This window comes from Streptomyces sp. NPDC002935 (assembly GCF_040611295.1).
Taxonomy (GTDB): Bacteria; Actinomycetota; Actinomycetes; order Streptomycetales; family Streptomycetaceae; genus Streptomyces.
Map to the genome: position 1 here is coordinate 11333 of NZ_JBEXNW010000052.1, position 24058 is coordinate 35390.

A 24058-nucleotide genomic window follows, 5' to 3' on the forward strand; every position below is an offset into this window, starting at 1 on the left:
TGGCGGGCAGGCATCGGCCCACGAGATCCGTCAGGTGTGCGGGAGTCGGTCCACTGGGGGCCTCAGGCGGTCGGCCGCCCCATCGCCCGGTACGTCCAGCCCGCCCGGCGCCACACCTCCGGGTCCAGCGCGTTCCGTCCGTCCAGCACGACCCGGGATGTGACCGCCTCGCCCAGCACCGCCGGGTCCAGCTCGCGGAACTCGCGCCACTCCGTCAGGTGCAGGACGACATGCGCGCCCCGTACGGCCTCCACCGCGGAGTCGGCGTACGCGAGCGTCGGGAAGAGCCGCTTGGCGTTCGCCATGCCCTTCGGGTCGTAGACGGTGACCTGGCCGCCCTGGAGGTGGATCTGCCCGGCGACGTTCAGGGCGGGCGAGTCGCGTACGTCGTCCGAGTCCGGCTTGAAGGTCGCGCCGAGCACGGCGACCCGCTTGCCGAGGAACGAGCCGCCGCCGAGGGCCTCGCGGGCCATCTCCACCATCTGGCCGCGGCGCCGCATGTTGATGGTGTCGACCTCGCGCAGGAAGGTCAGCGCCTGGTCGGCGCCCAGCTCACCGGCGCGCGCCATGAAGGCGCGGATGTCCTTGGGCAGACAGCCGCCGCCGAAGCCGATCCCGGCCCGCAGGAACTTCTTCCCGATCCGCTCGTCGTGCCCTATGGCCTCGGCCAGCTTGGCCACGTCACCGTCGGCGGCCTCGCAGACCTCGGCCATCGCGTTGATGAAGGAGATCTTCGTGGCGAGGAAGGAGTTCGCGGAGGTCTTCACGAGCTCGGCGGTCGGGAAGTCGGTCACGACGAAGGGCGAGCCGTCGGCGACCGGCGTCACATAGACCTCGCGCAGCAGCTTCTCGGCGCGCTCGCTGCGTACGCCGACCACGATCCGGTCGGGGTGCAGCGTGTCGTTCACGGCGAAACCCTCACGCAGGAACTCGGGGTTCCAGGCCAGCTCGGCGTCCTCCCCGGCGGGCGCGAGCTCGACGAGCCGGGCGGCCAGCCGCGCCGCCGAGCCGACCGGCACGGTGGACTTGCCGACGACGAGGGCGGGACCGTGCAGATGCGGCGCCAGCGACTCGAAGGCCGCGTCGACGTACGACATGTCGCAGGCGTACTCGCCGTGCTTCTGGGGGGTGTTCACGCAGACGAAGTGGACGTCGCCGAAGGCCCCGACCTCGGCCCAGTCCATGGTGAAGCGGAGCCGGCCCGTGGAGCCCTCGATCCCGGCCACGTGCTTGCGCAGCAGCTCTTCGAGACCGGGCTCGTACATCGGGACCTCGCCCCGCTGGAGCATCTCGATCTTCTCCGGCACCACATCGAGCCCGAGGACCTCGAAGCCGAGCTCGGCCATGGCCGCGGCGTGGGTGGCGCCGAGGTAGCCGGTGCCGATCACGGTGATCTTGAGGGCCATGGGTGCTCCTGAGGTGTGCGGCGTAGGTGCGCGCCCGAGCATAGTCGGGCCCTGGGGGAGCGCTTTCACGGGCAGTTTTCCCCCTGTCGCCAAGCTCACGTATCCGTCTTGCGGGCGGGCCCTTAAAATTTGTGTTACTTAACGGTAGTTAGCGCAGCCAGCACAGCATCACTTGGAGCGTGAGAGACCTTGGCCGGATCGGCTGATTTCGACCTGTACCGCCCGTCCGAGGAGCACGACATGCTCCGGGACGCGATCCGCTCGCTGGCCGAGGCGAAAATCGCGCCGTACGCCGCCGCTGTGGACGAGGAGGCCCGCTTCCCGCAGGAGGCGCTGGACGCCCTGGTCGCCAACGACCTGCACGCCGTGCATGTCCCCGAGGAGTACGGCGGCGCGGGCGCCGACGCCCTCGCGACGGTCATCGTGATCGAGGAGGTGGCCCGCGTCTGTGTGTCCTCCTCCCTGATCCCCGCGGTGAACAAGCTGGGCTCGCTGCCGGTGATCCTCTCCGGCTCCGAGGAACTGAAGAAGAAGTACATGAGCCCGCTCGCCAAGGGCGACGGGATGTTCTCGTACTGCCTCTCCGAGCCGGACGCCGGTTCGGACGCGGCCGGCATGAAGACGAAGGCCGTCCGCGACGGCGACTTCTGGGTCCTCAACGGCGTCAAGCGCTGGATCACCAACGCGGGCGTCTCCGAGTACTACACGGTCATGGCCGTGACCGACCCGACGAAGCGCTCCAAGGGCATCAGCGCCTTCGTCGTCGAGAAGTCCGACGAGGGCGTCTCCTTCGGCGCCCCGGAGCGCAAGCTCGGCATCAAGGGCAGCCCGACCCGCGAGGTCTACCTCGACAACGTGCGCATTTCGGCCGACCGCATGATCGGCGAGGAGGGCACCGGCTTCGCGACCGCGATGAAGACGCTGGACCACACCCGCGTCACCATCGCGGCCCAGGCGCTCGGTGTCGCCCAGGGCGCCCTCGACTACGCCAAGGGCTACGTCCAGGAGCGCAAGCAGTTCGGCAAGCCGATCGCCGACTTCCAGGGCATCCAGTTCATGCTCGCGGACATGGCCATGAAGATCGAGGCCGCCCGCCAGCTGACGTACGCGGCCGCCGCCAAGTCGGAGCGCGGCGACAAGGACCTGACCTTCCAGGGTGCCGCCGCCAAGTGCTTCGCCTCGGACGTCGCCATGGAGGTCACCACGGACGCCGTCCAGCTCCTCGGCGGCTACGGCTACACCCGCGACTACCCGGTCGAGCGCATGATGCGCGACGCCAAGATCACCCAGATTTATGAAGGCACGAACCAGGTCCAGCGCATCGTGATGGCGCGCAACCTGCCGTAGTACGCCGCCCATCGGCAGCAGAGGTGAGAGGCACCCGGTGTGCCTCTCACCTTTTGTTTTTCGCGGCGGCGCGGGTCAGTCCTTTCTCATCCGCACCCAGGAGAGGCCGAAGCCGTAGGCGCGGTCCATCTGCTCCTGGACCGACTGCCGGGGTGTGCCGGTGAACCAGCGGACCTCGCGGCTGACCGTGAGGCCGCCCTCCGCGGGTGTGGCCAGGGCGATGGCGCAGCCCGTGGCCCCCTCGGGGGAGTCGTCGAGGGCGATACGGAAACCGCCGGCCGGGGCGGTCACGGTGGCCGTGGCGCCCAGACGCCGGAAATCCACGGCGCCGTCGTACACGTAGACGTGGAAGAGCAGGTGCCGGAAGAGTTCGCGCCGCTCCAGGTCCACCCGGAGCGTCTCCCCGTCCGAGGAGGCCCCGGTGCGGTCGTCCTGGTCGAGTTCCACGTACGGCCACCGCGTCAGTGAGCCGAAGGTGTTCCCCAGCGGCTGTACGGCCGCGGCCGTACCGTCCGTGAACGCCGCCATGCAGCCGAGGTCGACGTCGGCCCCGGTCCCCGCCGACCGGTTGAGGTTCACCTGAAGGACGCCGCGCCCCGTGATGCGGGCCTGTGGTGCCGACCTGGTCAGCAGTGTGTCGGCGCGCCCGGCGGGAAGCCGCCGTACTTCACGGGGTGCCGGGGTCGCACGCTGCGGGCCGGTCCGGGGCCGGGTGCCGGTATCGGGCCTCAGGCGGATGGTCTCTCGCGGACGTTCGTCGCTGCTCAACTGTTCCCCCTCGCGCCGCCGTCCGGGAGAGCGGCGGATATCGGGAGTTTATGCGCGGAGCGTGCCGGCTGGAGTACTCTCTGTGGCCTCGGTCGCGCGTCTGGTGCGTGTGAACCGGCGGGGGCACGGGGGCACGTGACACGGGGTGGGGATCCATGGTTGCCGTCAACGCACCCCCGCGTCCGTCGTGTTGTGGGGGTGGGCATGCCGTCAGGCGCCCTGATGGACCGTCATGTGATCGCACAGAGCATCAATGAACTCGCCGAGCGGCCGGCGCTCGGAACCCGGAAGGAAGAGCTGACCGCGCTCGCGGCGGCGCTCCGGGACCAGGACGTCACCGCGCTGGAGCCCTGGTCCGAACTCGATCTCCTCGCCGCCTACGCCCGCCGCGAGAGCCTCCGGGGAGCCGGTGGCCAGGGCGGGGAGCACCCGCTCTGGTCCTACGCCGAAGGGGTGCTGGGCGCTCTGGTCTTCGTACCGCTGATGCTCACCTGGTACGGCCTGACGCGGGCGTCGAGCGCGTACGGAGCGCTGACCGGCGCGGATCCGAAGGCCGCCTCCCGGCCCTTTCTGCAGCTGTGGCAGTCCGGTTTCGAGGGGCACCTCACCGGTGCGTTCACCTTCGGCCATGTGGCGATGAGCGCCACCGTCGCCATCGCGGTGCTCTTCGCCCTGGTCCTCGTGCACGGCCTGCGCCGCTCCGCCGTCGCCCGCCGCGAGGAGGAAGCCGACCGGGGCTCCGAGGCGCTGATGGCGGCGCTCGTCCCGGCGCTGACCCGCGCCCAACTCGTACTGAACCAGCGGCGGTCGAGTTCCCCGCAGCGCTTCGCGGCCGAGCTCACCGGAGCCGCCGCGACCCTCGGCCGGCTGGGCGACAAGGCTGTACGGGTCCAGAAGAACCTGACGTCGGCCGCCTCGGCGGTCGGTGACGCGGTGGAGGCCGCCGAACGCACGCTGGCCGGGGTCGACACCTCCGTCAAACCCCTGGAGGTGGCGGTGGGCCGGGTCGAGGCCGCCCTCAGCGACGGCGGAGCGCAGGTCCGCAAGGCGTTTGATGGCGTCCGTGACGCGAGCGGCGAAGTGCGGCTCGCGGTGGCGGGCGCCGGCGACCGCGTCGAGGACTCCGTCACCGTGCTGGCCGCGTCCCAGCGCGCCTACGCCACCGGCATCGAGGTGGCTTCGGACATCTCCGCCCAACTCCTGGGCCGATTCGGCGAGGTGGCGGAGGGGACGGCCCGCGCGGTCGAGGAGTCCCAGCACGCCGTCCGTGAACTGAGCGCCCAGAGCGGCGCGTTGCGAGCGGTGGCCGACGAATTCGCCCGGCTTGTCGAAGAGTTGCGGGCGGACCGCCAGGTGCACACGCATCGGATGGATCCCCGAGCGTCCGATCCCCGGGGGTCCGATCCTCGCCGGGAGCCCCCGCAGCTGCCTCCCGCCTCCCTGACCGAGGCCCGATGAAGCGCGGTGGACGGTTCCAGCCGCTGCACATGGCGGGCTGGCTGTTCGCGGACATGCTGCTCGTCCTCGCCCTGGTGGCCATGGGGGACCAGGGCGACCCGCAGGCGGCCGAGAAGCGCCCCGCCCCGTCGTCCTCCGCGGCGGCCGCCGCGAAGAGGAAGCCCCGGCACACCGGCCCGCGGGCGGTGGTGCGCACGCCGGTCAAGGTGGCCGTCGACGCGGCCGCCGGGGACGAGGACGGCATCGTGCGCGCCCTGCGCGGGGCGACCGCGCGCTACCAGGGCCGACGCGCCGCCTTCGTGCTGACCTTCGGCCGCCACACCGACCCGGGTGCCGGGGGCCGCTACGCCCACGAGGTCAACGCCCTGCTGGAGAAGGCCCGTCCGGACATGTTCCACGCCGCCACCACCCGCGACTTCTGGAAGGGCGGAGCCTCCTCGGGCCACGCCGACATCGAGATCTACTTCTACACGTACTGACCCGGAGGTAAGAGACCCTTGCAGATCCTGCCCTTCTACCTGCTCTGCGACGAGTCCGGGTCGATGATCGGCGAGCCGATCGACGCCATCAACGGCGCGCTCCCGGACCTGCACCACGAGATCAGCACCAACCCGACCGTCGCCGACAAGACGCGCTTCTGTCTCATCGGTTTCTCCGACACCGCCACCGTGCTGCAACCGCTCGTCGACCTCAGCGACATCGACTCCGTCCCCGCGCTCGCCGCGGGAGGCCTCACCTCGTACGGCGACGCGTTCCGCACCCTGCTGCGCTGCGTCGAGGCCGATGTGGCGGGACTGAAGGCGGAGGGCCACGAGGTGTACCGGCCCGTGGTCTTCTTCCTCTCCGACGGCATTCCCACCGACCCGGACTGGGACCAGGCGTACAAGGAACTCACCCAGTCACGGTTCTGCCCGAAGATCATCGCCTTCGGTATCGGCGAGGCGCAGGAGGCAACGATCGCGCGGGTCGCGAACTTCCGGGCGTTCATGCAGAAGGACTCCTCGGTGTCGCCGGCCCAGGCGCTGCGCGAATTCGCCTCCAGCCTCACGCGGTCGATCGTCCGGTCCGCCGGGAGCATCGGGGCGGACGGCGGCAACGGGTTCACGCTGGCCGTGGACGACACCGTGCCCGGCTTCTCCATCGTCTCTCTCGACAAGCTGTGAGGTCGCACGGATGGGGAACGACATGAGCGCCGCCGGACCGTCCCGGACCAGCCCCCGGAAGCCCGACGCACGGGAGCCGGACGCACGGGAGCGGGGCGCGCGGGAGCCGGACGCGCGGGAGCGGGACGGCGGCCAGGCGTACGCGGGCCAGGCGCACGCGGGCCAGGCGCACGCGGGCCAGGCGTACGAGGGCCAGGCCCAGGCCGGCCAGGCGGATCTGCGACAGCCGGACGCTCGACGGCCGGACGCTCGACAGCCGGAGCCCTGCTGGCCGGACGCGCGGCAGCCCGACCCGCTGGACGCGACCTGGCAGAGCGTCGACCAGCTGATCAGCGACCAGCCGGAGCCCGACGCGGCCCTCACCGCGCCCGAGACGTCCGCGGCACCACCCGTCGGACCGACCCGGTCGTCACCGCCCCTGTCGTACGGGCCGCCCCGCCGGCCGGCGCCGCCCTCGACGTACGAGCCGACGCCGCCGTCACCCCAGCCCGGCTTCGTACAACAGCCGCCCCGTCCCCGCCTCGCGAAGCAGTACCCGCCGCCCTCCTCCTACGAGCCGACGCCGCCGCCCTCCTCCTACGAGCCCACGCCGCCGCCTTCGTCGTACGAGCCGCCGCAGGCGCCCCAGCCCGGCTTCGCCCAGCATCCGCCGTCGCCCGGCCCCGTACAGCCGTCGCCCCCGCACGCACGCGTGTCGCCCCAGCCCGGGCCCGAACCCGGGTCCGTGCCCACACCCGGACCCGAGGAGCCCGCCGCGCGGGTCGTGCCCGTGCCGACGCTCGGCGCGCCGTTCCACTCCGGCCCCAAGCCCCCGCTCTACGCGCCGGAGCCCCTGGAGCTGCCCGCCGTCCGGCAGGATCCGAGCGCGGCGCTGACGCCCGACATGGTGGTGGACGGTGCCGGGTACGGCGCTCTGACGGTGCGGGCGGCGTCCGTGCGCGGCGACTCGCACCGCTATCAGGGCGAGCCGCGCCAGGACTCCCTGGCCGTGGTGCGCCTCGGGGCGCCCGGCGCCGACGGACTGCTGCTGCTCGCGGTGGCGGACGGCGTGGGGTCGGCGGCCCGTTCGCACACCGGCTCCCAGGAGGCCTGCCGGCTCGCCGCGATGGAGCTGGACAGCGTGTCCGCGGAACTCTCCGAGGCCCTGAGCGGGGGCGACCGGTCCCGGTTCGCCGTACTGGTGGACACCGCGGTGGGCCGGGTCGCGACCCTCCTCGCGCACCGCGCCCGCGAGCACGGCGACGACCCCGCCGCGTACGCCACCACCCTGCGCGCCCTGATCGTCCCGCTCGACCCGCGCGTGCGCACCCGCGGCTTCCTGGCCGTCGGCGACGGCGGCACGGCGCTGTTGCGCGCCGGGGCGTGGAACCTGTCCCTCACGGACCCCGAGCACGACGGCGACGGAATGATCGACACCCGCACCGCCGCCCTGCCGCACGGGCACCGCGCCCGCGCCCAGCTCCTCGGCCCCGCTCTGCCCGGCGACGTACTCGTGCTGTGCACGGACGGCCTGTCCACGCCGCTCGCGGGGGACGCCGGGATGCGGGACTTCCTGGGGTCCGGCTGGGGAACGGGGGCCGTGCCGGCACCGGCCGACTTCCTGTGGCAGCTGCAGTACCGGGTGAAGTCGTACGACGACGACCGCACCGCCGTAGTCCTGTGGGAGGCCGCGCCGTGAGCCCCGGCGACGGCGCCGACGTGTCCCTCGGCTCGCTCACCCTCGGGGCGCGCGTCGGGGACGGCGGCCAGGGGGAGGTGTACGGCGTCAGCGGCCCGGACCGGCTGCTGTACAAGAGCTACCGCGAGCCGGGGAAGGTCGACGGCGGGGAACTCGCCGCGCTCGTCGCCCTGCGGCAGGGGCTCGCCCCGGCCGACCGGGAACGGCTGGACCGGGAGACGGCATGGCCGCTGTGCCGGGTCATGGACGGCGGCACGACGACGGGCTTCCTGATGCGCCGCGCGCCGGACTCCATGACCTGGCGGACCTCGCGCGGCGAGGGTCGGCTGACCGACCTGTCCTATCTGCTCCGGCCACCGAGGGCGGCCTGGCAGGACGTCGCGCAGCCGTCGCCGGCCGAGCGGTACGCGCTGGTGGTCGCCGTCCTCGGACTGTTCCGGTGGCTGCACACCCTGGGGCTGGTCGTCGGCGACGTGTCCCATGCGAACGTGCTGTGGACCGTACGGCCCGGACCCGCCCCGTACCTCCTGGACTGCGACGGCGCACGCCTGGTCGGCCGCCCCCCGGTCCTGGAACAGGCGGACACCCCCGACTGGCACGACCCGCTCGCCGCCCCCGGCACCGCGACGGTGGACAGCGACCGCTACAAGACGGCCCTGGTGGTGGGCCGTGTCCTGAGCCAGGACCCGTACGTGGCCCCCGGCAAGCCCCTGCAGCCACTGTCCGGCGTACTCGACGACCGGCGGGACAGCGCGGTCCGGGCCCTGTGGGAGCAGGCGGCCGGCCCCCGTGGCACCCGCCCCCACCTCGCCCAGTGGTGCACCGCCCTGGCGGGCCGCGACACCATCCGTCTCATGGCCGCGGAACCCGCCCCGAAGCCCTTCGTCGACCGCTCCAAATTCGACGGCCCCCGCACCCGGGGCCGCATCACGCTACGCAACTGACCCACCGGCACCGAAAGGCGGCGGTGGGTCGGTTCCCCGAAGGGCGACACGTGACGACGCGTCGGTTTCCCGGCAACGGCACGTGGAGGCGGGTCAGTTGCCCGACACCGTGACCTTCTCGTCGTTCTTGAGCTCGTTCACCAGCGTCTTCACCTTCGCCTTGTCCCAGACGAGGTTGCCGCCGACGGAACCGGAGACCGGCATGTTCATGGACTTGCCGTCGCCGCCGGTGACGCCCTTCATGGCCCAGAACATGTCGGCCAGGTCCCACAGGCTCATGTCCTTGTCGACGACCAGCGAGTCGAGGCCCGCGCCCATCGTCGGGTAGAGCTTGAAGGGGTTCAGGACCGTCGACGGGGTCGCGACCTGGTGGGCCAGGGCGGCCAGGAACTTCTGCTGGTTCTTGGTGCGCTCCAGGTCCGAGGCGGCGAAGGCGTGCCGGGTGCGGACGAAGGCGAGGGCCTGCTCACCGTTCAGTGTCTGCTTGCCCGCCTTGAAGTCGGCGCCGGAGTACTTGTCCTTGAAGCCCTTGTCGAGGGTCATCTCGACACCGCCGACCGCGTCGACGATGCCCGCGAACCCGGCGAAGCCGATCTCCACGTAGTGGTCGATGTGCAGGCCGGTGTTGTACTCGATGGTCCTGACGAGGAGCTGGGGGCCGTCGAACGCGTAGGCGGCGTTCAGCTTGTTCGCGCCCAGCGGGCCCTTGATCTTGCCGGATTCGGAGCCGCGGAACGTCGGGATCGTGACGTTCGAGTCGCGCGGCAGCGAGATCAGCGTCGAGCCGTTGCTGCCGGTGTGCAGGATCATCATCGAGTCTGTGCGCTTGCCCTCGGCGGAGCCGGTGTGCAGCTTCTTCTTGTCCTCGGCGGACAGGCCGGCGCGGCTGTCGGAACCGACGATCAGATAGTTCGTGCCCTCGCCGGTCTCCGGCCGGTCTATGACCTTGGAGAGATCCACGTCACGGTGGAGCTTGGAGTCCGCCCAGAAGTACGTGCCGACGGAGACCACGACCAGTGCGGTCACCAGCGTGATCGCGGTCCACTTGATCCGGCGCCGCCAGTTCGGCGCGGGGCGCTGTGGGTACGCGCCGCCACCGCCGGGGCCCTGCGGACCGCCGGGCCCGTTGGGGCTCCCGTACACGTGGCCCGAGTTGTAGCCGGAGTCGTAGCCGTCGTCGTACCCCTGGCCGTCGACGTACGACGGCTGGCGGGGCACCCCGCCGCCGTACGGAGGCGCACCCTGGCCCGGGGCGGGTGCGGCGGGCCCGCGGCGGACCTGTGGCATCACGCGGGCGCCCTCAGGCTGTGCGCCTGCGCTGCCGCGTCCGTAGCGGTTGCCGCCGTTGCTGCGGTTGTCGTCGGGCCACCCTCCCCCACCCTCGAACTCGCTCGGGCGGGAGGTGCCCCCAGGCCAATCATTCATGCGGACCAGTGTGCAGCCCTTCACCATGTGTCTTACAAGAGAGCAGGGAGATCTGGGTCACGCCTGTTGCAGAGCTGATGCAAAGAGACCGCCGCTCGCCCGGCATAAGGTGGAGGACATGACAGATCAGGCCCCCAACCCGGAAAACGATATTCCGGGCAAGCCGACCGCCGCGTCCCGGACCACCCTCAGCCACATCATGACCCACAACGACACCAACCTTCTGGGTTCGGTGCACGGTGGAGTGATCATGAAGCTCGTCGACGACGCGGCGGGAGCGGTGGCCGGGCGGCACTCCGGCGGGCCCGCCGTCACCGCCTCGATGGACGAGATGGCCTTCCTGGAGCCCGTCCGCGTGGGCGACCTGGTCCATGTGAAGGCCCAGGTGAACTGGACCGGACGGACCTCGATGGAGGTCGGAGTCCGGGTCCTCGCCGAGCGCTGGAACGAGTCCACGCCGCCGCAGCAGGTCGGCTCGGCCTATCTCGTGTTCGCCGCCGTCGACGCCGACGGCAAGCCCCGCAGGGTCCCGCCGGTCATCGCCGAGACCGAGCGCGACGAGCGCCGCTACCAGGAGGCGCAGATCCGCCGAACCCACCGCCTGGCCCGCCGCCGCGCGATCATGGAGCTCCGCGAGAAGCGCGCGGCGGAAGGCCTCGACGACTAGGTACCTCGACGATCAGGTGCGGTAGGCACCGTAGGTACCGGCTGGGTCCGACCCCGCGCCCGGCCAGGTACCTGGCTGGGCGCGGGGAGCCGTTGATCGGGGCCGTGGGTCAGGGGCCGCGGTCGGGCGTCCGCGTCACGGACACACCACCTGGTCTCCCGTCACCACCCCGAGCTCCCCCTGATGCTGGTCCTCCGCCCGTACCCGCGTGACCCGCTTGAAGTCCGCACCGGCGATCACCTTCAACAGCGGGCCCTGGCCGGGGGCCGCGCGCAGTTCGGAACCGGGCAGCGCGGCCGCGAGGGACTTCGCGGAGCGGTCCCAGCGAGGGTCGTACGCGACGACGGTGCGCCGGACCGTGCGGTCCCGGGCCGTGGCGGGCCGGCCCGTCGTCCGGAACCCGGTGGCGGCGAGCGCGCTGTCGACCCGCTTGCCGAGCCCCGTCGCGGCGGTCCCGTTCTCGACCTGGACCCGGATCTGCTGCGGGGCCACCGCGACGCGGACGGCCTGGGGCCGCGGGGCCCGGCGCTCCGCCAGCGGCTTGTCGTCGCGCAGCGCCCCGAAGAGCTTCCTCGACTTCGCCTCGTCCCATTTCAGGGTCGAGCCGATGCCCTTGACGACGTATCCCATCTGCCCGATCGGCACGGTCGTGAACTCGGACGACGACGGGGAGAAGTTCCGCATCGCCCGGCCCAGATCCAGCAGCTCGTCCGTGCCGAAGCCCTTGTCGGCCCGCACCGAGCCCAGCACCGCCCGCGTCACGTCGCGGAACTTCATCGGGTTCAGCAGCACCCCGGACGACGTGGCCTGTCCGACGAGCGCCGCCAGGAAGCGCTGCTGGCGCTGCATCCGGCCGAGGTCGGAGGAGCCGTCGGTGTGCCGGGACCGTACGTACTGCAGGGCCTGTCCGCCGCCCAGCAGGTGCGAGCCCGCCGTCAGGTCGAGGCCGGTGTATCTGTCCTTCAGCGGCTGCGCGGTGCAGACGCGGACGCCGCCGAGCACGTCCACCGTCTTCATGAAACTGGTGAAGTCGACCTCCAGATAGTGGTCGATCTTCACGTGGGTCATGTTCTCGACGGTCCGCACGGTCAGGTTCGGGCCGCCCTCCGCGTACGCCGCGTTCAGTTTGAGGGGGTGGGGGCCGTGCCGTCTGCCGGTGACCGCGTCGGTGTGTGCGGGCGTCTCGGCGTAGGAGTCGCGCGGCAGGCTGACGATGCTGGCGCGCTCCCGGTCCTCCGAGATGTGCACGATCATGACCGTGTCGGTGCAGTGGCAGGGCGCGCCGCCGAGCCGGTACTTCCGCCGTTCCGCTTCGGTGATCTTGTCCCGGCCGTCGGTCCCGACCAGCAGCACGTTCATGCCGTTGCCGGCCTCGGGCCGGTTCTTCATGTCCTTGAACGGGTCGACCCGGGCGATGTCCGCGTCCAGGCTGGTCACCACCGCGTGTCCGATGCCCGCCGAGGCGAGAACGACCACGGAGATGGTGGTCACCACCCGCATGGCCCAGCGTGGCTTCTTGCGCCGTACGGGGCGTACGGGGCGTACGGGGCGTACGAGGCGTCCGTCGGGCCGCCGGGCGGGGCGCCGCGCGGGAGAAGGCCGTGGGGGGCGCTGGGGGCGGACGGGGGAGCGGGGCGGCGTGGGCAAGGGGGACACCTCCGCGAGGCTGGACGGGGGAGGGATGCGTTCCGCGAGGCCGGCCGGGGCCGCGTTCCGCTGGCGTGGGGATCCGTGAGCACGGTAGGCCCATACGATCTGCGGCCCGGTTCTTACGCCGGGCGGCGCGCGACCGTGTCCCCCGTTCGCGGTAACGTGACCACCGATGAGCGAGAAGTCTGACGTGCGGTCCCCCGCCGTTTCTGTGATCATGCCCGTCCTCAACGAGGAGCGGCATCTGCGCGGGGCCGTCCAAGCGATCCTGGCGCAGCGGTACGACGGCGAGATGGAGGTCGTGATCGCCATCGGTCCCTCCACGGACCGGACGGACGAGATCGCCGCCGAACTCGTCCGTGAGGACCCGCGGGTCCACACGGTGCCGAACCCGACCGGCCGGACGCCCGCGGCGCTGAACGCCGCGATCAAGGCGTCCCGGCACCCTGTCGTCGTGCGCGTCGACGGGCACGGCATCCTCTCCCCGAACTACATCGCCACCGCCGTACGGCTCCTGGAGGAGACCGGCGCGCAGAACGTCGGCGGCATCATGCACGCCGAGGGCGAGAACGACTGGGAGCACGCCGTCGCCGCCGCCATGACGTCGAAGATCGGCGTGGGCAACGCCGCCTTCCACACCGGTGGTGAGGCGGCCCCGGCCGAGACCGTGTATCTCGGGGTCTTCCGGCGCGAGGCCCTGGAGCAGCAGGGCGGCTACAACGAGGAGTTCATCCGCGCCCAGGACTGGGAGCTCAACTTCCGGATCCGGGAGGCGGGCGGCCTCATCTGGTTCTCGCCCGAGCTGAAGGTGTCCTACCGGCCGCGGCCGTCGGTCAAGGCGCTCGCCAAGCAGTACAAGGACTACGGCCGCTGGCGGCATGTCGTCGCCCGCTACCACGAGGGCTCCATCAACCTGCGCTATCTCGCCCCGCCGACCGCCGTCTGCGCGATCGCGGCGGGCGTGGTCGTCGGCGCGGCGCTGACCCCCTGGGGCTTCGTCGTCCCGGCCGGCTATCTCGCGGCCATCGCGCTCGGCTCGCTGCCCGCGGGCAAGGGGCTGCCGGCGAAGGCCCGGCTCCAGATCCCCGTCGCCCTCGCGACGATGCACATGTCGTGGGGCTGGGGCTTCCTCACCAGCCCGAAGGCGCTGGCCAGGAAGGTCATCGCGTCCCGGCGTCCCGCGGTCCTCACCGGCTCCAACTGAGCCTGTCCGGCCGCGGCTCGGCCCGCGTCCGGCTCCGACGTGACCCGCCCGTACACGAGTTGGGCCCCTCTCGAAGTCGAGAGGGGCCCAACTGCCGTTTGCCGCAGGGCTCCTACGACCAGGTGTAGTTCGGGTCGACGTGCATGCACTTGCCGGTCTTCAGCTCGTCGGACGACGGCGTCGAGTCGTCCTCCGCGGGTGCCTTGTACTCCGTGCCGTCCCGCCAGTCGGCGCCGACGGCCAGCGTGATGCCGGAGACGTTCACGGACTTCTGCACCGCGCTCGTCGGAATCCCGAGGGACTTGGCGACCCGCAGGGCGTCACCCTCCAGGTCGGCGCTCGGGTAGCGGATCACCGTGGTGTCCTCGGCGGTCGCCGTCGTCGGGTCGGCCTTCGCCTGCGTGAACCCCTTGCCGATGAGCAGTTCGGTCACCGCGCTCGCGCGCCCGGACACCGGCGCCAGCGCGCTGGTGCGCGTGCCGTTCTGCACCTGCACCGCGATCTTGTCGTCCGCCGCGGCCGGGTCCGACGACGTCCTCTCCTTGGCGGTCTTCTTCTTGTCCTTGCCGTCCAGCGCGATGTCCTCGCGCAGCAGCCGCCAGACGTTGTCCGCGGCCGGCTCCTTGGGGAGCACCCGGTTGCCGCCGGCGGAGTACACCCACGGCATGGTCATCATGTTGATGCGCTTCTGCGGGACCTTCTTCAGCTCTTTGCTCAGGTCGTAGAGCTCCGTCACCGTGCCCAGGCCGTCGTCGACGGTCAGCGCCTTCGTGGCCGTCTCCGCGAGGCTCTTCAGCTTGGTCGGGTTGCTCAGCGTGGCGTTCTCGCGCAGCTGGTTCACCATCGAGTTCATGTACTGGTGCTGGGCCCTGGTCCGGCCGATGTCGCTGCCGTCCTCGAAGCCGTACCGCGTCCGCAGCCACTGCAGGGCCTGCTTGCCCTTGATGGACGTCGTGCCCTCTTCGAGCTTCAGCCCGGAGCCGTGGCCGGAGGAGGTGTGCGAGTAGATGTTGGCGTCCACGCAGACCGGGACGCCGCCGATGGCGTCGGCCATGGACACCACGCCCGCGAAGTCGACCATGATGAAGTGGTCGATGTGGACGTCGGTCAGCTTCTCCCAGGTGGCGACCGTGCAGCCGGGGCCGCCGCGGCGCAGCGAGTCGTTCGTGATCACGGGAAGCGTGCTGGCGGCGTACGTCGTCCCGGTGTCCGGGTCGGTGCAGTTGGGTATGTCCAGCAGCGTGTCGCGCGGCATGCTCACGACCGACATGTTGGTCCGGTCCGCGGACAGGTGCAGCAGCATCTGGACGTCCGCGCGGGCCGGGCCGTCGAACGTGTCCTTCGCGCCGCCGAGTTTCTGGTTCGCGGCCGAGTTCCGGGCGTCCGAACCGATCAGCAGAATGTTCAGCGGGGTCTGGCCCGCCGCGTTCGGCTTCGACTTGGCGGCGCGGTCCTTCTCGTCGCCGATGTTCAGGTCGTCCTTCTTGATGTTGCCGTTCAGATGCCGGTAGTAGAGATAGCCCGCGCCGGCGGTGCCGAGTATCAGGAGCGCCAGGACCATCGCCGACCAGCGCAGTATGCGACGTCTGCGACGGGGGCGGCCTCCGCCCCCGTGCTGTCGTCCGCCGCCCCCGCCGTGCCGTCCCTGCCCCTGCGGACCGGTCGGCGCCGTGTCGTCGGCCGGACGAACGCCGTCGGGCCGGACGCGATCGCCGTCAGCCGTACGGACGGGCTCGCCGCCCTCCTCGTACATGCTGTCGTCCCAGCCCAGTTCACCGGCCCGCGGTTCACGCGGTCGCGCACCCTCCCCACGCACACTGCTCTGCGCCATCTCCAGCCCCTCCCCACCCTGCGCCTGACAAACGGGTCCGTCGCACATACGTCCGCCCGGACGCTTTCCCGTCCGGGCGGACGCTTCTCGCGTCCTGTAGGACGCTCGACGGACCCGCTAGGTCATCACTTGGCGCACACCGTTTTGTCCGCCGTGGATTTCTCCACGTCCGGCGCCTTCGTCGGAGTCGTCAGCGACACTCCGGCGCCCTTGAAGTCCTTGCCCAGGGTCAGCACGATCGCGGGCAGCCCCTGTGAGTTCTTCTCGCTCTCGCCAGGCTTCATCGCCGAAGCGGACAGCCCCATGAGGTCCGCCAGTTTGCGTGCCTGGTCGGCCTGGTCGGGAGAGTACTCCAGCGTCGTCTTGCTGAGGGTTTCGTCAGCGTTACCGAGCTGGCTGGACTTGAGCACACCCTCATCATTCTGCAGCCAGTTAAGAGTTTCCTGTGCGGAGCCGGCTGCGGCGCCACCGTTGTAGATGTCGACGCGGATGTCGGACGCGGCGGAACGGGAGCCCTTGAGGCGGGCGGCCACCGCGGCCTTCTCCTTCTTCTCCTTCTGCTTCACGGCGCTGAAGGAGACGTCGTTCTTGATGGCGTCGAAGACCGGCTTGGCCGTTATCGGGTTGGGTACGACCGTGGCGTGGACCTTCTCGGTCGGGTTGTCGATCACCGGGACCGTGGTGAAGGTGATGTTCTTCGTCGGCACCTTCTTCAGCTCCAGCGCCATGTCCTTGAGCGTGCTGACCTTGCCGATGCCGGTGTCCACGGTGAGCGCCTTGGTGGCGGCCTCCGCCAACTTGATCAGCTTGCTGGGGTCGGTGAGGGTGTCGCCCGAACTCATCTTGCGCATCAGGGAGCCCAGGAACTGCTGCTGCACCTTGATGCGGTCGAGGTCGCCCTCGTTGCCGAAGCTGTGCCGGGTGCGCACGAAGGCGAGGGCCTGCTCGCCCTCGATGGTGTGCTTGCCGGCGGAGAGCTTGAGGTGCGATTTGTCGTCGTCGACGTCCTTGGCGAGACAGACCTCGACTCCGCCCACCGCGCTGGTCAGCGTCTTCACCGCGTTGAAGTCGGCCATCATGAAGTGGTCGACCGTGATCCCGGAGAACGCCTTGACGGTGTCCATCGTGCAGCCCGGGTTCCGGTCGTCCTGGCCGAGGCTCGTGTTGAAGCGGACGTTGTCCGTACCCCTGATGATCTTCTCGGAGCCGTCCGGCTGCTTCGACTTGCACTGGGGGATGTCGACGATGAGGTCGCGCGGAATGCTCATCGCCGTCGCGTTCGTCCGGTCCTTGGAGACGTGCAGCAGGATGTTCGTGTCGGCGTGCCCGACGCTGTTCTTGTCGCCGTAGCCCTCGTTGCCCGCACCGGTGCGCTTGTCGGTGCCGATGATGAGGATGTTGAAGGCCTCGTCCTTGCTGAAGCCGCTCTTGCCCGAACTGCCGACGTCCGTCGTCTGGACGTTGCCCTCAAGGTGTTTGAGGTAGGCGTACGCGGCGCCCGTCACGGCGACCAGGACCAGCGCCATGCTGCCGCCGGTCCACAGCAGTATCTTCTTCGCCTTCGACTTCTTGGGCGGTCTGTTGCGCCCGCGCCGGCGCCCCGGAAGAGGCTCCGGTGGCTCGCCGCGCCGTCGGCGCGGCCCTGGCACATCGGCACCGGGCGGGGCACTGTCCCGTCCCGGCGCATCACGGTCCCGGCCCGGTGCCGCGCGATCCCTGCCGGGCGCGGTTCGGGTGCGCGCCGCTGCGGAGGGTGTTCCCCTCCGCGGTCGCGGCACTCCCGACTGCGCTCCGGAAGGGGTCAGTCGCAGTTCGTATTCACCGGTGTTCGGGTTGAGCACCCACTGGTCTGCGGGATCGATGTTGTCCGCCCGCCCACGGCCTTGCGCGTCCACGGTTGTCTGAATCCTCCGTCGGGGCCACGCGGCGCCCTTTCCCCCTCAAAAGGCGCTCGGGTCTCGGTCAAGCAGTGCGCGACCTCCAGGACGGACCTCGTGGCCGGGTGCACCGGATCGCTCACACTATCCGCCCAGTTCAGCGTGGGGCGACGGCCGTGACAAATTCAACGTCCCTACAACTGGGCAATCCGTCCCATTCCCAGAGACTTCTTAGCTCAGCTGTTCCCCACCTTGGCGCGCGCTTTACCCGCAGGCGTCCTCGGCGGCCGTGTTACCTCGGAAAGTCGGTGCCGGATCGGGAGTCCCCGCGAGCGCGGCGGGCCGCAATAGTCTCGACATTCCGTTGTCGCGCGACTCCTCTTCGTAGTCATGGGAGGAGTTGCCGTACGGGCTTGCGGAATGCGGCGGTTGACCTTCGGTGGGTCTCTGGGGAGGTTCCTTCGCGACGGCCACCGGCTCGTCCGCGCGCAGCCGCGCGAAGAGCCGGGCCGCCTCGGGCTCCACGAGCTGATCACGGTTGGCGTTGAGGACGTAGGACGTCCGGGGCACCGTCAGGAACTGCACGCTTTCCGTGGGAATGTCGCGCATGCCGCGCACCAGGTCGTAGAGGCCGCGCAGGCTCGCGAGCCCCGGGTCGGTGGTGAGCGACGAGGTGGCCGCGTCCAGCACCGGATACAGCTTCGCCGGGTTGAGCAGGACATCGTTGCTGCGCACTTTGTTGACGAGCGCGCCGAGGAACCGCTGCTGGCGGTCCATGCGGTCGGTGTCGCTGCCGTCGCCGATGCTCTTGCGGGCGCGGACATAGCCGAGCGCCTGCTCGCCGTTGAGCACGACCTTGCCCGCGGGCAGCCTCAGCTTCGCCGCCTTGTCGTCGATCGGCTCCTTCAGGCAGACCTCGACGCCGTCCACGGCGTCGACCATGTCCTTGAAGCCGTGGAAGTCCACCACCATGTGGTGGTCGACGCGGATGTTCGTGAGCTTCTCGACGGTACGGATCGTGCAGGCCGAACCGCCCACCTGGAAGGCGTAGTTGAACATCGCGAACATGGGGTCGGTGCGGGTGCCGTCCGGACGCCGGCAACCCGGCACGTCCACCATCAGGTCGCGGGGCAGCGACATGGCGGTCGCCGTCCGCCGGTTCGCGGAGAGGTGCAGCAGGATCGTGGTGTCGGACCGTTCCGTCCCGGAGTCACGGCCGTACTTCCTGTTCCCGGCTCCCGAGCGCGAGTCCGACCCGATCAGCAGGATGTTCTGCGCGTCGCGCACCAGCGCGGTGGGCCGTTCCTTCTCGTACCGGGCGAGCTCGGCGGCGGCGTCGTTGTCGGCCGTGATGTTGGCGTTCAGTTTCTCGTACGCGGCCCAGCCGACCCCCAGGGCGCCGAGGACCACCACGGTCACCCCGGTCGCCGTGTAGCGCAGCCAGCGCCGCCGCCGGCGTATGACCCCGGCCCCGGTGGGCGACGCTCCCAGCCCCGGCCCCTCCGGGCGTCCGGAGGGTGCGCCTTCGGTGTCGGTCACGTCGGGATCCACCACCCCTCACGGCGTACGAGCGTGTCTGGCTGCTCCTACGACCATGTCCCGAAGTGGCTGGTGAGGGGGGCCGGTGATGGGCCGAACGGGGGACGCGCCCGGCATGGGCGGCGCCCCCTGGCGGGTCTCTGTCCGGGCGGCGCCCCTCGTGGGCCCCGCCCAGGTGACGGTTCTAGCGGGCTGTCGCGGTCACCCGCTCGCTCTCGATGCGCTGGGCGAGAGCGTCCTCCCCCAGCCGGTCGAGGTGGCGGCACAGGACCACGGACCCCCCGGTGGCGAGCGGTGCGTACAGGCCGGAGGTCAGGCCCTCCCATGTGTCGTACGAGCGTGCCGACAGGATGCGCGAACCGGGTCCTGTCAGATCCAGCCCGGGGGCGTCGGCCCGGGCCTGCTCCACGACCTCCGCGCCCGTGTACGCGGCCCCGGCGACGATCAGCGCCCGCTCCTCCGGATCGACCGGCGCGTACGGCGCGAACCGGTCGCCCTGGCTCGGCACCTCCACGGCGTAGTCGGCGTAGCCCGCGGGCGGTGTCGGGAAGCGGCGGCCGAGCGGTGCGAGGGAGAGCGCGACCCGCTCACCGGAACAGGCGAGCCCGGCCTCGAACTGCCCCGGGCCCGCGACGACGTGGTCGGCGGCGGCCGGGTCGCCCCCGACATCCGCGACGACGCCCACCGAGGAGCAGGCGAGCAGCCATACCGCCGTCTGCCAGTGCGCGGGCAGCAGCAGCGCGACCCGCTCGCCGGGCTCGGCGGACAGCTCGCCCTGGAGCAGGTTGGCGGTCTTGGCCACCCAATTGGCGAAGGTGGCCACGGACAATTCGACGCGTTCGCCCGTCGCGTCGTCGTAGAAGGTCACCAGGGGGCGCGCCGGGTCCGCGGAGAGCGCGGATCGCAGCAGGTCGGCGGGGGTGCGGTCGGTGGCGTTCACGCGCGCAAGCGTACGCGGGGACGCCGCGCGGCACGGACCGCGCGCGCCACCGGTTCGGCGGAGCGCGTCCGACGGCCCGTCAATTCCGCGATGGACAGATATGTATGACTATGTCCAGGATCAGGAGCATGCGTGGATTCCTTGCTTCCTCGATCGGTGTCACCTGTGCGGCCGCTCTGGCCCTTCCGCTCGCCCTGCCCGCCCCGGCACAGGCCGGCGCGGCGGCGGTGACGTCCAAGACCGCCGTCCTCGGCAGCACCCAGTCCCTGCCCCTCGTCCCCCTCGCCGGCGAACGAGCCCTCGGCCCAGCCGCACCGGAACAGGGCCTCGCCCGCCGGGACGTACGGCCGTTCTCCCTGGTCGGCGTCATCTGGGACGACCCGAACAGTGCGTTGCACGGCCGTGTCCAGGTCCGCACCCGGGCGGCCGGCACCGGCCACTGGTCGGGCTGGCAGGACGTGGAGACCCACAACGACGAGCACGCCGCCGACCCCGACACCCCCGAGGGTGCGTCGCGCCGGGTGCACGGCTCCACCGCCCCCCTGTGGGTGGGCAACTCGGACGGCGTCGAAGTCCGCGTGAACGCGGAACAGACGGCGCCAGGGGCCGCGGACGGCTCCGAGGAGGGCGCGCGGGACAGCCCGGGGGAGGAACGCACGACCGCCCTCGCGGACGCCCCGCTCCCCAGCGGCCTGCGCCTCGAACTGGTCGATCCCGGCGGGGATCCCCCACCCGCGGACGCGCGGACGGCCGGGCGGACGGGGGGCGCGCTCTCGGCCGTCCGCGCGAGGGGCGTACACGCGGGCGCGTCGGACGGAGGCTCGGACACGGGGGGCGCCCGCGAGATCACCGCGCTCTCCCGGCAGGAGACGGAGCGCCAGTACTTCCCCGACGACATGGGCGAGCAGCGCACGATGCCGTACATCGGCCCGCGCCCCCGCATCATCACGCGCCACGGCTGGGGCGCGAACGAGAACCTGCGTGAGCGCGGCTTCGTCTACACCAAGAAGGTGAAGGCGGCCTTCGTGCACCACACGGCGTCGGGCAACAAGTACAGCTGCTCGCAGGTCCCTTCGGTCATCCGCAGTATCTACCGCTACCACGTGGTGAGCAGCGGCTGGCGTGACATCGGCTACAACTTCCTCGTCGACAAGTGCGGAAACATCTACGAAGGCCGGGCCGGAGGCGTCGCCAAGGCCGTCATGGGCGCCCACACCCGCGGCTTCAACACGAACAGCATGGGGATCGCCGTCATCGGCAGCTTCAGCAGCACGAAGCCGACCGACGCCGAGCTCAAGGCCATCGCGCGGCTCACGGCATGGAAACTCGGCCTCTACGGTGCCAATCCGCGTGGCAAGACATACCTGAAGTCGGCCGGTGGCAATCTCTACCGAAAAGGAAAGAACGTACGACTGAACGTGATCTCCGGCCATCGGGACGGGTTCGCCACGGAGTGCCCCGGACGGCTTCTCTACGGCAAGCTCGGCTCGGCCAGGACGACGGCGGCCGGCTACCAGGGCCGCTAGGCAGGACCCGGAACCGGCCCGGCCGACACGGTTCGGCCGGGCCGCCGCCGGCAGAGATCACCTGAAGTCACGACAGAGGCCCGTCGAAGGACACCGCACGGCCATCGAAGGCGCCATCGAACGGTCTGCATACACTGGCCGGCCGAAAGAAAGTTCGGCCGGTCCCGGCAGGAAGCAGAGACGACAGGTGACAGAAGCGATCCTCCTGGTCGGCGGCAGAGGCACCCGGCTGCGCCCTCTCACGGTGCACACGCCCAAGCCGATGGTTCCGGCGGCCGGGGTCCCCTTCCTGACGCACCAGCTGGCGCGGGCGCGCGCGGCGGGCGTCGAGCACATCGTGCTGGCGACCTCCTACCTCGCCGAGGTCTTCGAGCCGTACTTCGGTGACGGCTCCTCGCTGGGCCTCCACCTCGAGTACGTCACCGAGGAGGAGCCGCTCGGCACGGGCGGCGCCATCCGCAACGTGGCGTCCCGGCTGCACTCGGGCCCCGACGACCCGGTCCTGATCTTCAACGGCGACATCCTCACGGGCCTGGACATCCGGGCCCTGGTGGCGACCCACGAGACGACGGGCGCGGACGTCTCCCTCCACCTCACCCGGGTGGAGGACCCGCGCGCGTTCGGCCTGGTCCCCACCGACGCCACCGGACGCGTCACGGCCTTCCTCGAGAAACCGCAGACTCCCGAGGAGATCGTCACCGACCAGATCAACGCGGGGGCGTACGTCTTCCGCCGCTCGGTCATAGACACGATCCCCGCGGGCCGCCCGGTCTCGGTCGAGCGTGAGACCTTCCCGGAGCTCCTGGCCACCGGCGCCCACCTCCAGGGCATGGTCGACTCCACGTACTGGCTGGACCTGGGCACCCCGCAGGCCTTCGTCCGCGGCTCCGCCGACCTCGTGCTCGGCCGCGCCCCGTCCCCGGCCGTCCCGGGGCGCTGCGGCGACCGACTGATCCTGCCCACGGCCACGGTGGCCCCCGACGCCAAGCTCACCGGGGGCACGGTGGTCGGCGAGGGCGCCCGCATCGGCGAGGGTGCCCGGATCGCCGGCAGCACGATCCTCGCCGGTGCCGTCGTCGAACCCGGCGCCGTCATCACCGACTCCTTCGTCGGCGTCGGCGCCCGCATCGGCGCGCGCACTGTCCTCACCGGCACGGTCATCGGCGACGGCGCGGTCGTCGGCCCCGACAACGAACTCCGCGAGGGAGTCCGCGTCTGGTGCGACGCCCGCATCCCGGGCGGCGCACTGCGCTTCTCGTCGGACCAGTAGAAGCCTTGTGAGGGAACCCCGGAGGGGCTAATTCAGCCCCTCCGGCGCAACTTTCGGCTGCGCGGCAGATTCAGCCCCTCCCGGGCACGTCTTTTGGGCTGCGAGGCAAGATCCAGCCCCTCCGGCGTTTGAGGAGCGGGGTCCGGGGCGGAGCCCCAGGGACGATGGGGGTCCCCCTGGTCGAGCGAAGCAGAGACCTTGGGGGAGTGCAGGGGCGGAGGGGGCGAAACTCGGCTGGGGCGGGGGACGACCCCGAGGTGAAGGACGGACGGCGCCGGTGGCGGGAGCCAGGTCGCCTACAGCCTCCCGATGTCCCCCCGGGGCATCTTCGGCGTGCGCCGCGGCGGCGTACGCCCGGCCAGCAGAATCAGCCGAGCGGCCCGATGCCGCTGCCCGGCATAGGGCTCCAGCAACTCCAGCATGGCGGCGTCGTCCGCGTCCCGGTCCCCCGCCAGCGCGTACCCGACGATCCCCGGCAGATGAAGATCCCCCACGGTCACGGAGTCCGCCGCGCCATGACTGCGCTGCACCACCTCCGCGGACGTCCACGGCCCGATCCCGGACACCAGTTCCAGCCGCTCCTGCGCCCGCACGGGATCGAACCGCACGGCCTCCTCCAGCCGCGCCGCGACCCGTACGGCGCGCAGGATCGTGGACGCCCGCTTGTTGTCGACCCCGGCCCGGTGCCACTCCCAGGACGGGATCAGGGCCCACGTCCGCGGCGCCGGCATGACGTACATCCGCTCGGGCGCGGGCCCCGGCGCGGGCTCCCCGAACTTCCGGACGAGCAACCGCCACGCCCGGTACGCCTCGTCGGTGGTGACCTTCTGTTCGAGGACCGACGGAATCAGCGACTCCATCACCAGGCCGGTCCGCACCAGCCGCAGGCCGGGCCGCCGATGCCGGGCGACCGCGACCAGCCGGTGCCGTGGTTCGAAGGCGTCGGGATCGTCCGCGGCGCCGAGCAGTTCGGGGAGCCGGTCGAGCAGCCACTCGGCCCCCGGCCCCCAGGCCTCCCCCCGGACCACCCCGCCCCGCAGCGCGACCCGCAGGGTCCCGGGCCCGGCGGGCGTACGGCAGACCCGCCACACGGAGCCGTCGGGTGTCGTCCGGAACGTCGGATCGCCCGGTCCGCGGCGCAGCGGCCCGAGCACGAGCCCGAGATCGAGCGGTCCGTCGGGCGTCCAGGTACGAGCGCGCCCGGGCTCGCCCGACTGGCGGGGTACGCCACCCGGCACTCCACCCGGTGTTCCGCCGGGCACCACGACATGCCCGCCGCGCACGGTCGTACGCGTCGGCCGGGGAGCGAAACGTCCAGCCATGGATGAGGTCCTAGGGGTACTCGGGTGCCTTATGAGAGTAGGC

Annotated in this window: 19 protein-coding genes; 10 read left to right on the forward strand and 9 right to left on the reverse strand. The window is 71.3% G+C overall.

The genetic code is table 11. The features are described from left to right. Window positions 1–62: 62 nt before the first annotated feature. On the reverse strand, window positions 63–1406 hold the full coding sequence (locus tag ABZX90_RS40485; protein ID WP_351132897.1) for a UDP-glucose/GDP-mannose dehydrogenase family protein: 1344 nt from the start codon (window positions 1404–1406) through the stop codon (window positions 63–65). Window positions 1407–1595: 189 nt separating this feature from the next. Here ABZX90_RS40485 and ABZX90_RS40490 point away from each other — a divergent pair, with 189 nt between their 5' ends. Next, on the forward strand, window positions 1596–2753 hold the full coding sequence (locus tag ABZX90_RS40490) for an acyl-CoA dehydrogenase family protein (RefSeq protein WP_355213342.1): 1158 nt from the start codon (window positions 1596–1598) through the stop codon (window positions 2751–2753). Window positions 2754–2828: 75 nt separating this feature from the next. Here the strand turns inward: ABZX90_RS40490 and ABZX90_RS40495 are convergent, their stop codons facing one another. After that, a complete protein-coding gene (locus ABZX90_RS40495; protein WP_355213343.1) occupies window positions 2829–3521 on the reverse strand; it encodes a tellurium resistance protein in 693 nt (230 codons plus the stop codon). A 204-nt stretch (window positions 3522–3725) separates the two neighbouring features. On the opposite strand from ABZX90_RS40495, the gene ABZX90_RS40500 reads away from it, so the two are divergent. From ABZX90_RS40500 to ABZX90_RS40520, 5 genes are read left to right on the forward strand one after another with little or no spacing between them, the layout of a single operon-like run. Beyond that, complete coding sequence (locus ABZX90_RS40500) at window positions 3726–4979, forward strand: hypothetical protein (protein WP_355213344.1); 1254 nt, start codon at window positions 3726–3728, stop codon at window positions 4977–4979. Further along, window positions 4976–5458, forward strand: a complete 483-nt coding sequence (locus tag ABZX90_RS40505; protein ID WP_351132905.1) for a hypothetical protein — start codon at window positions 4976–4978, stop codon at window positions 5456–5458. Before ABZX90_RS40500 ends, ABZX90_RS40505 begins: the two co-directional genes overlap by 4 nt. 18 nt (window positions 5459–5476) lie before the next feature. Beyond that, complete coding sequence (locus tag ABZX90_RS40510) at window positions 5477–6142, forward strand: VWA domain-containing protein (protein ID WP_351132907.1); 666 nt, start codon at window positions 5477–5479, stop codon at window positions 6140–6142. Between the two features lie 22 nt (window positions 6143–6164). Next, window positions 6165–7820: a protein phosphatase 2C domain-containing protein gene (locus tag ABZX90_RS40515; protein WP_355213345.1), complete on the forward strand. Its 1656-nt coding sequence runs from the start codon at window positions 6165–6167 to the stop codon at window positions 7818–7820. Next, a complete protein-coding gene (locus ABZX90_RS40520; protein WP_351132911.1) occupies window positions 7817–8764 on the forward strand; it encodes a hypothetical protein in 948 nt (315 codons plus the stop codon). Before ABZX90_RS40515 ends, ABZX90_RS40520 begins: the two co-directional genes overlap by 4 nt. Before the next feature lie 93 nt (window positions 8765–8857). On the opposite strand, the gene ABZX90_RS40525 is transcribed toward ABZX90_RS40520, so the two are convergent. Then, on the reverse strand, window positions 8858–10051 hold the full coding sequence (locus ABZX90_RS40525) for an LCP family protein (RefSeq protein WP_351132952.1): 1194 nt from the start codon (window positions 10049–10051) through the stop codon (window positions 8858–8860). Between the two features lie 256 nt (window positions 10052–10307). On the opposite strand from ABZX90_RS40525, the gene ABZX90_RS40530 reads away from it, so the two are divergent. Next, the gene (locus ABZX90_RS40530) at window positions 10308–10856 is read left to right on the forward strand and encodes an acyl-CoA thioesterase (RefSeq protein WP_351132913.1); all 549 of its coding nucleotides are present in this window, start codon (window positions 10308–10310) and stop codon (window positions 10854–10856) included. A 135-nt stretch (window positions 10857–10991) separates the two neighbouring features. On the opposite strand, the gene ABZX90_RS40535 is transcribed toward ABZX90_RS40530, so the two are convergent. Then, on the reverse strand, window positions 10992–12356 hold the full coding sequence (locus tag ABZX90_RS40535; protein WP_351132954.1) for an LCP family protein: 1365 nt from the start codon (window positions 12354–12356) through the stop codon (window positions 10992–10994). Between the two features lie 322 nt (window positions 12357–12678). Here ABZX90_RS40535 and ABZX90_RS40540 point away from each other — a divergent pair, with 322 nt between their 5' ends. Next, the gene (locus tag ABZX90_RS40540) at window positions 12679–13710 is read left to right on the forward strand and encodes a glycosyltransferase family 2 protein (RefSeq protein WP_351132915.1); all 1032 of its coding nucleotides are present in this window, start codon (window positions 12679–12681) and stop codon (window positions 13708–13710) included. Window positions 13711–13822: 112 nt separating this feature from the next. Here the strand turns inward: ABZX90_RS40540 and ABZX90_RS40545 are convergent, their stop codons facing one another. The 4 genes from ABZX90_RS40545 to ABZX90_RS40560 all read right to left on the reverse strand — a co-directional run bounded on the left by ABZX90_RS40545 (window position 13823) and on the right by ABZX90_RS40560 (window position 19897). Further along, window positions 13823–15541 carry an LCP family protein gene (locus ABZX90_RS40545; protein WP_355213346.1) on the reverse strand — a complete coding sequence of 573 codons (1719 nt, stop codon included), beginning with the start codon at window positions 15539–15541 and terminating at the stop codon, window positions 13823–13825. A 125-nt stretch (window positions 15542–15666) separates the two neighbouring features. Beyond that, the gene (locus tag ABZX90_RS40550) at window positions 15667–17436 is read right to left on the reverse strand and encodes an LCP family protein (RefSeq protein ID WP_351132919.1); all 1770 of its coding nucleotides are present in this window, start codon (window positions 17434–17436) and stop codon (window positions 15667–15669) included. Window positions 17437–17682: 246 nt separating this feature from the next. Then, the gene (locus tag ABZX90_RS40555; RefSeq protein ID WP_355213347.1) at window positions 17683–18957 is read right to left on the reverse strand and encodes an LCP family protein; all 1275 of its coding nucleotides are present in this window, start codon (window positions 18955–18957) and stop codon (window positions 17683–17685) included. A 184-nt stretch (window positions 18958–19141) separates the two neighbouring features. After that, complete coding sequence (locus tag ABZX90_RS40560; RefSeq protein ID WP_351132923.1) at window positions 19142–19897, reverse strand: TIGR03089 family protein; 756 nt, start codon at window positions 19895–19897, stop codon at window positions 19142–19144. 128 nt (window positions 19898–20025) lie between these two features. Between ABZX90_RS40560 and ABZX90_RS40565 the strand changes: the two genes are divergently transcribed. Together ABZX90_RS40565 and ABZX90_RS40570 are read left to right on the forward strand one after the other, a co-directional pair. Further along, entirely contained in the window at window positions 20026–21423 is a 1398-nt protein-coding gene (locus tag ABZX90_RS40565; protein WP_355213348.1) for an N-acetylmuramoyl-L-alanine amidase, read from the forward strand. Window positions 21424–21610: 187 nt separating this feature from the next. Then, complete coding sequence (locus ABZX90_RS40570; RefSeq protein ID WP_355213349.1) at window positions 21611–22693, forward strand: NDP-sugar synthase; 1083 nt, start codon at window positions 21611–21613, stop codon at window positions 22691–22693. Window positions 22694–22989: 296 nt separating this feature from the next. Here the strand turns inward: ABZX90_RS40570 and ABZX90_RS40575 are convergent, their stop codons facing one another. Then, on the reverse strand, window positions 22990–24015 hold the full coding sequence (locus tag ABZX90_RS40575) for a DNA-3-methyladenine glycosylase 2 family protein (RefSeq protein WP_355213350.1): 1026 nt from the start codon (window positions 24013–24015) through the stop codon (window positions 22990–22992). Between the last annotated feature and the right edge of the window lie 43 nt (window positions 24016–24058).

Bases quoted from the DNA above. Each gene is read 5' to 3' on its own strand.
- ABZX90_RS40485 (WP_351132897.1), bottom strand. From the start codon at position 1,406: ATGGCCCTCAAGATCACCGTGATCGGCACCGGCTACCTCGGCGCCACC.
- ABZX90_RS40500 (WP_355213344.1), top strand. From the start codon at position 3,726: ATGCCGTCAGGCGCCCTGATGGACCGTCATGTGATCGCACAGAGCATC.
- ABZX90_RS40505 (WP_351132905.1), top strand. From the start codon at position 4,976: ATGAAGCGCGGTGGACGGTTCCAGCCGCTGCACATGGCGGGCTGGCTG.
- ABZX90_RS40515 (WP_355213345.1), top strand. From the start codon at position 6,165: ATGAGCGCCGCCGGACCGTCCCGGACCAGCCCCCGGAAGCCCGACGCA.
- ABZX90_RS40525 (WP_351132952.1), bottom strand. From the start codon at position 10,051: ATGCCACAGGTCCGCCGCGGGCCCGCCGCACCCGCCCCGGGCCAGGGT.
- ABZX90_RS40530 (WP_351132913.1), top strand. From the start codon at position 10,308: ATGACAGATCAGGCCCCCAACCCGGAAAACGATATTCCGGGCAAGCCG.
- ABZX90_RS40535 (WP_351132954.1), bottom strand. From the start codon at position 12,356: ATGCGGGTGGTGACCACCATCTCCGTGGTCGTTCTCGCCTCGGCGGGC.
- ABZX90_RS40540 (WP_351132915.1), top strand. From the start codon at position 12,679: ATGAGCGAGAAGTCTGACGTGCGGTCCCCCGCCGTTTCTGTGATCATG.
- ABZX90_RS40545 (WP_355213346.1), bottom strand. From the start codon at position 15,541: ATGGCGCAGAGCAGTGTGCGTGGGGAGGGTGCGCGACCGCGTGAACCG.
- ABZX90_RS40565 (WP_355213348.1), top strand. From the start codon at position 20,026: ATGCGTGGATTCCTTGCTTCCTCGATCGGTGTCACCTGTGCGGCCGCT.
- ABZX90_RS40575 (WP_355213350.1), bottom strand. From the start codon at position 24,015: ATGGCTGGACGTTTCGCTCCCCGGCCGACGCGTACGACCGTGCGCGGC.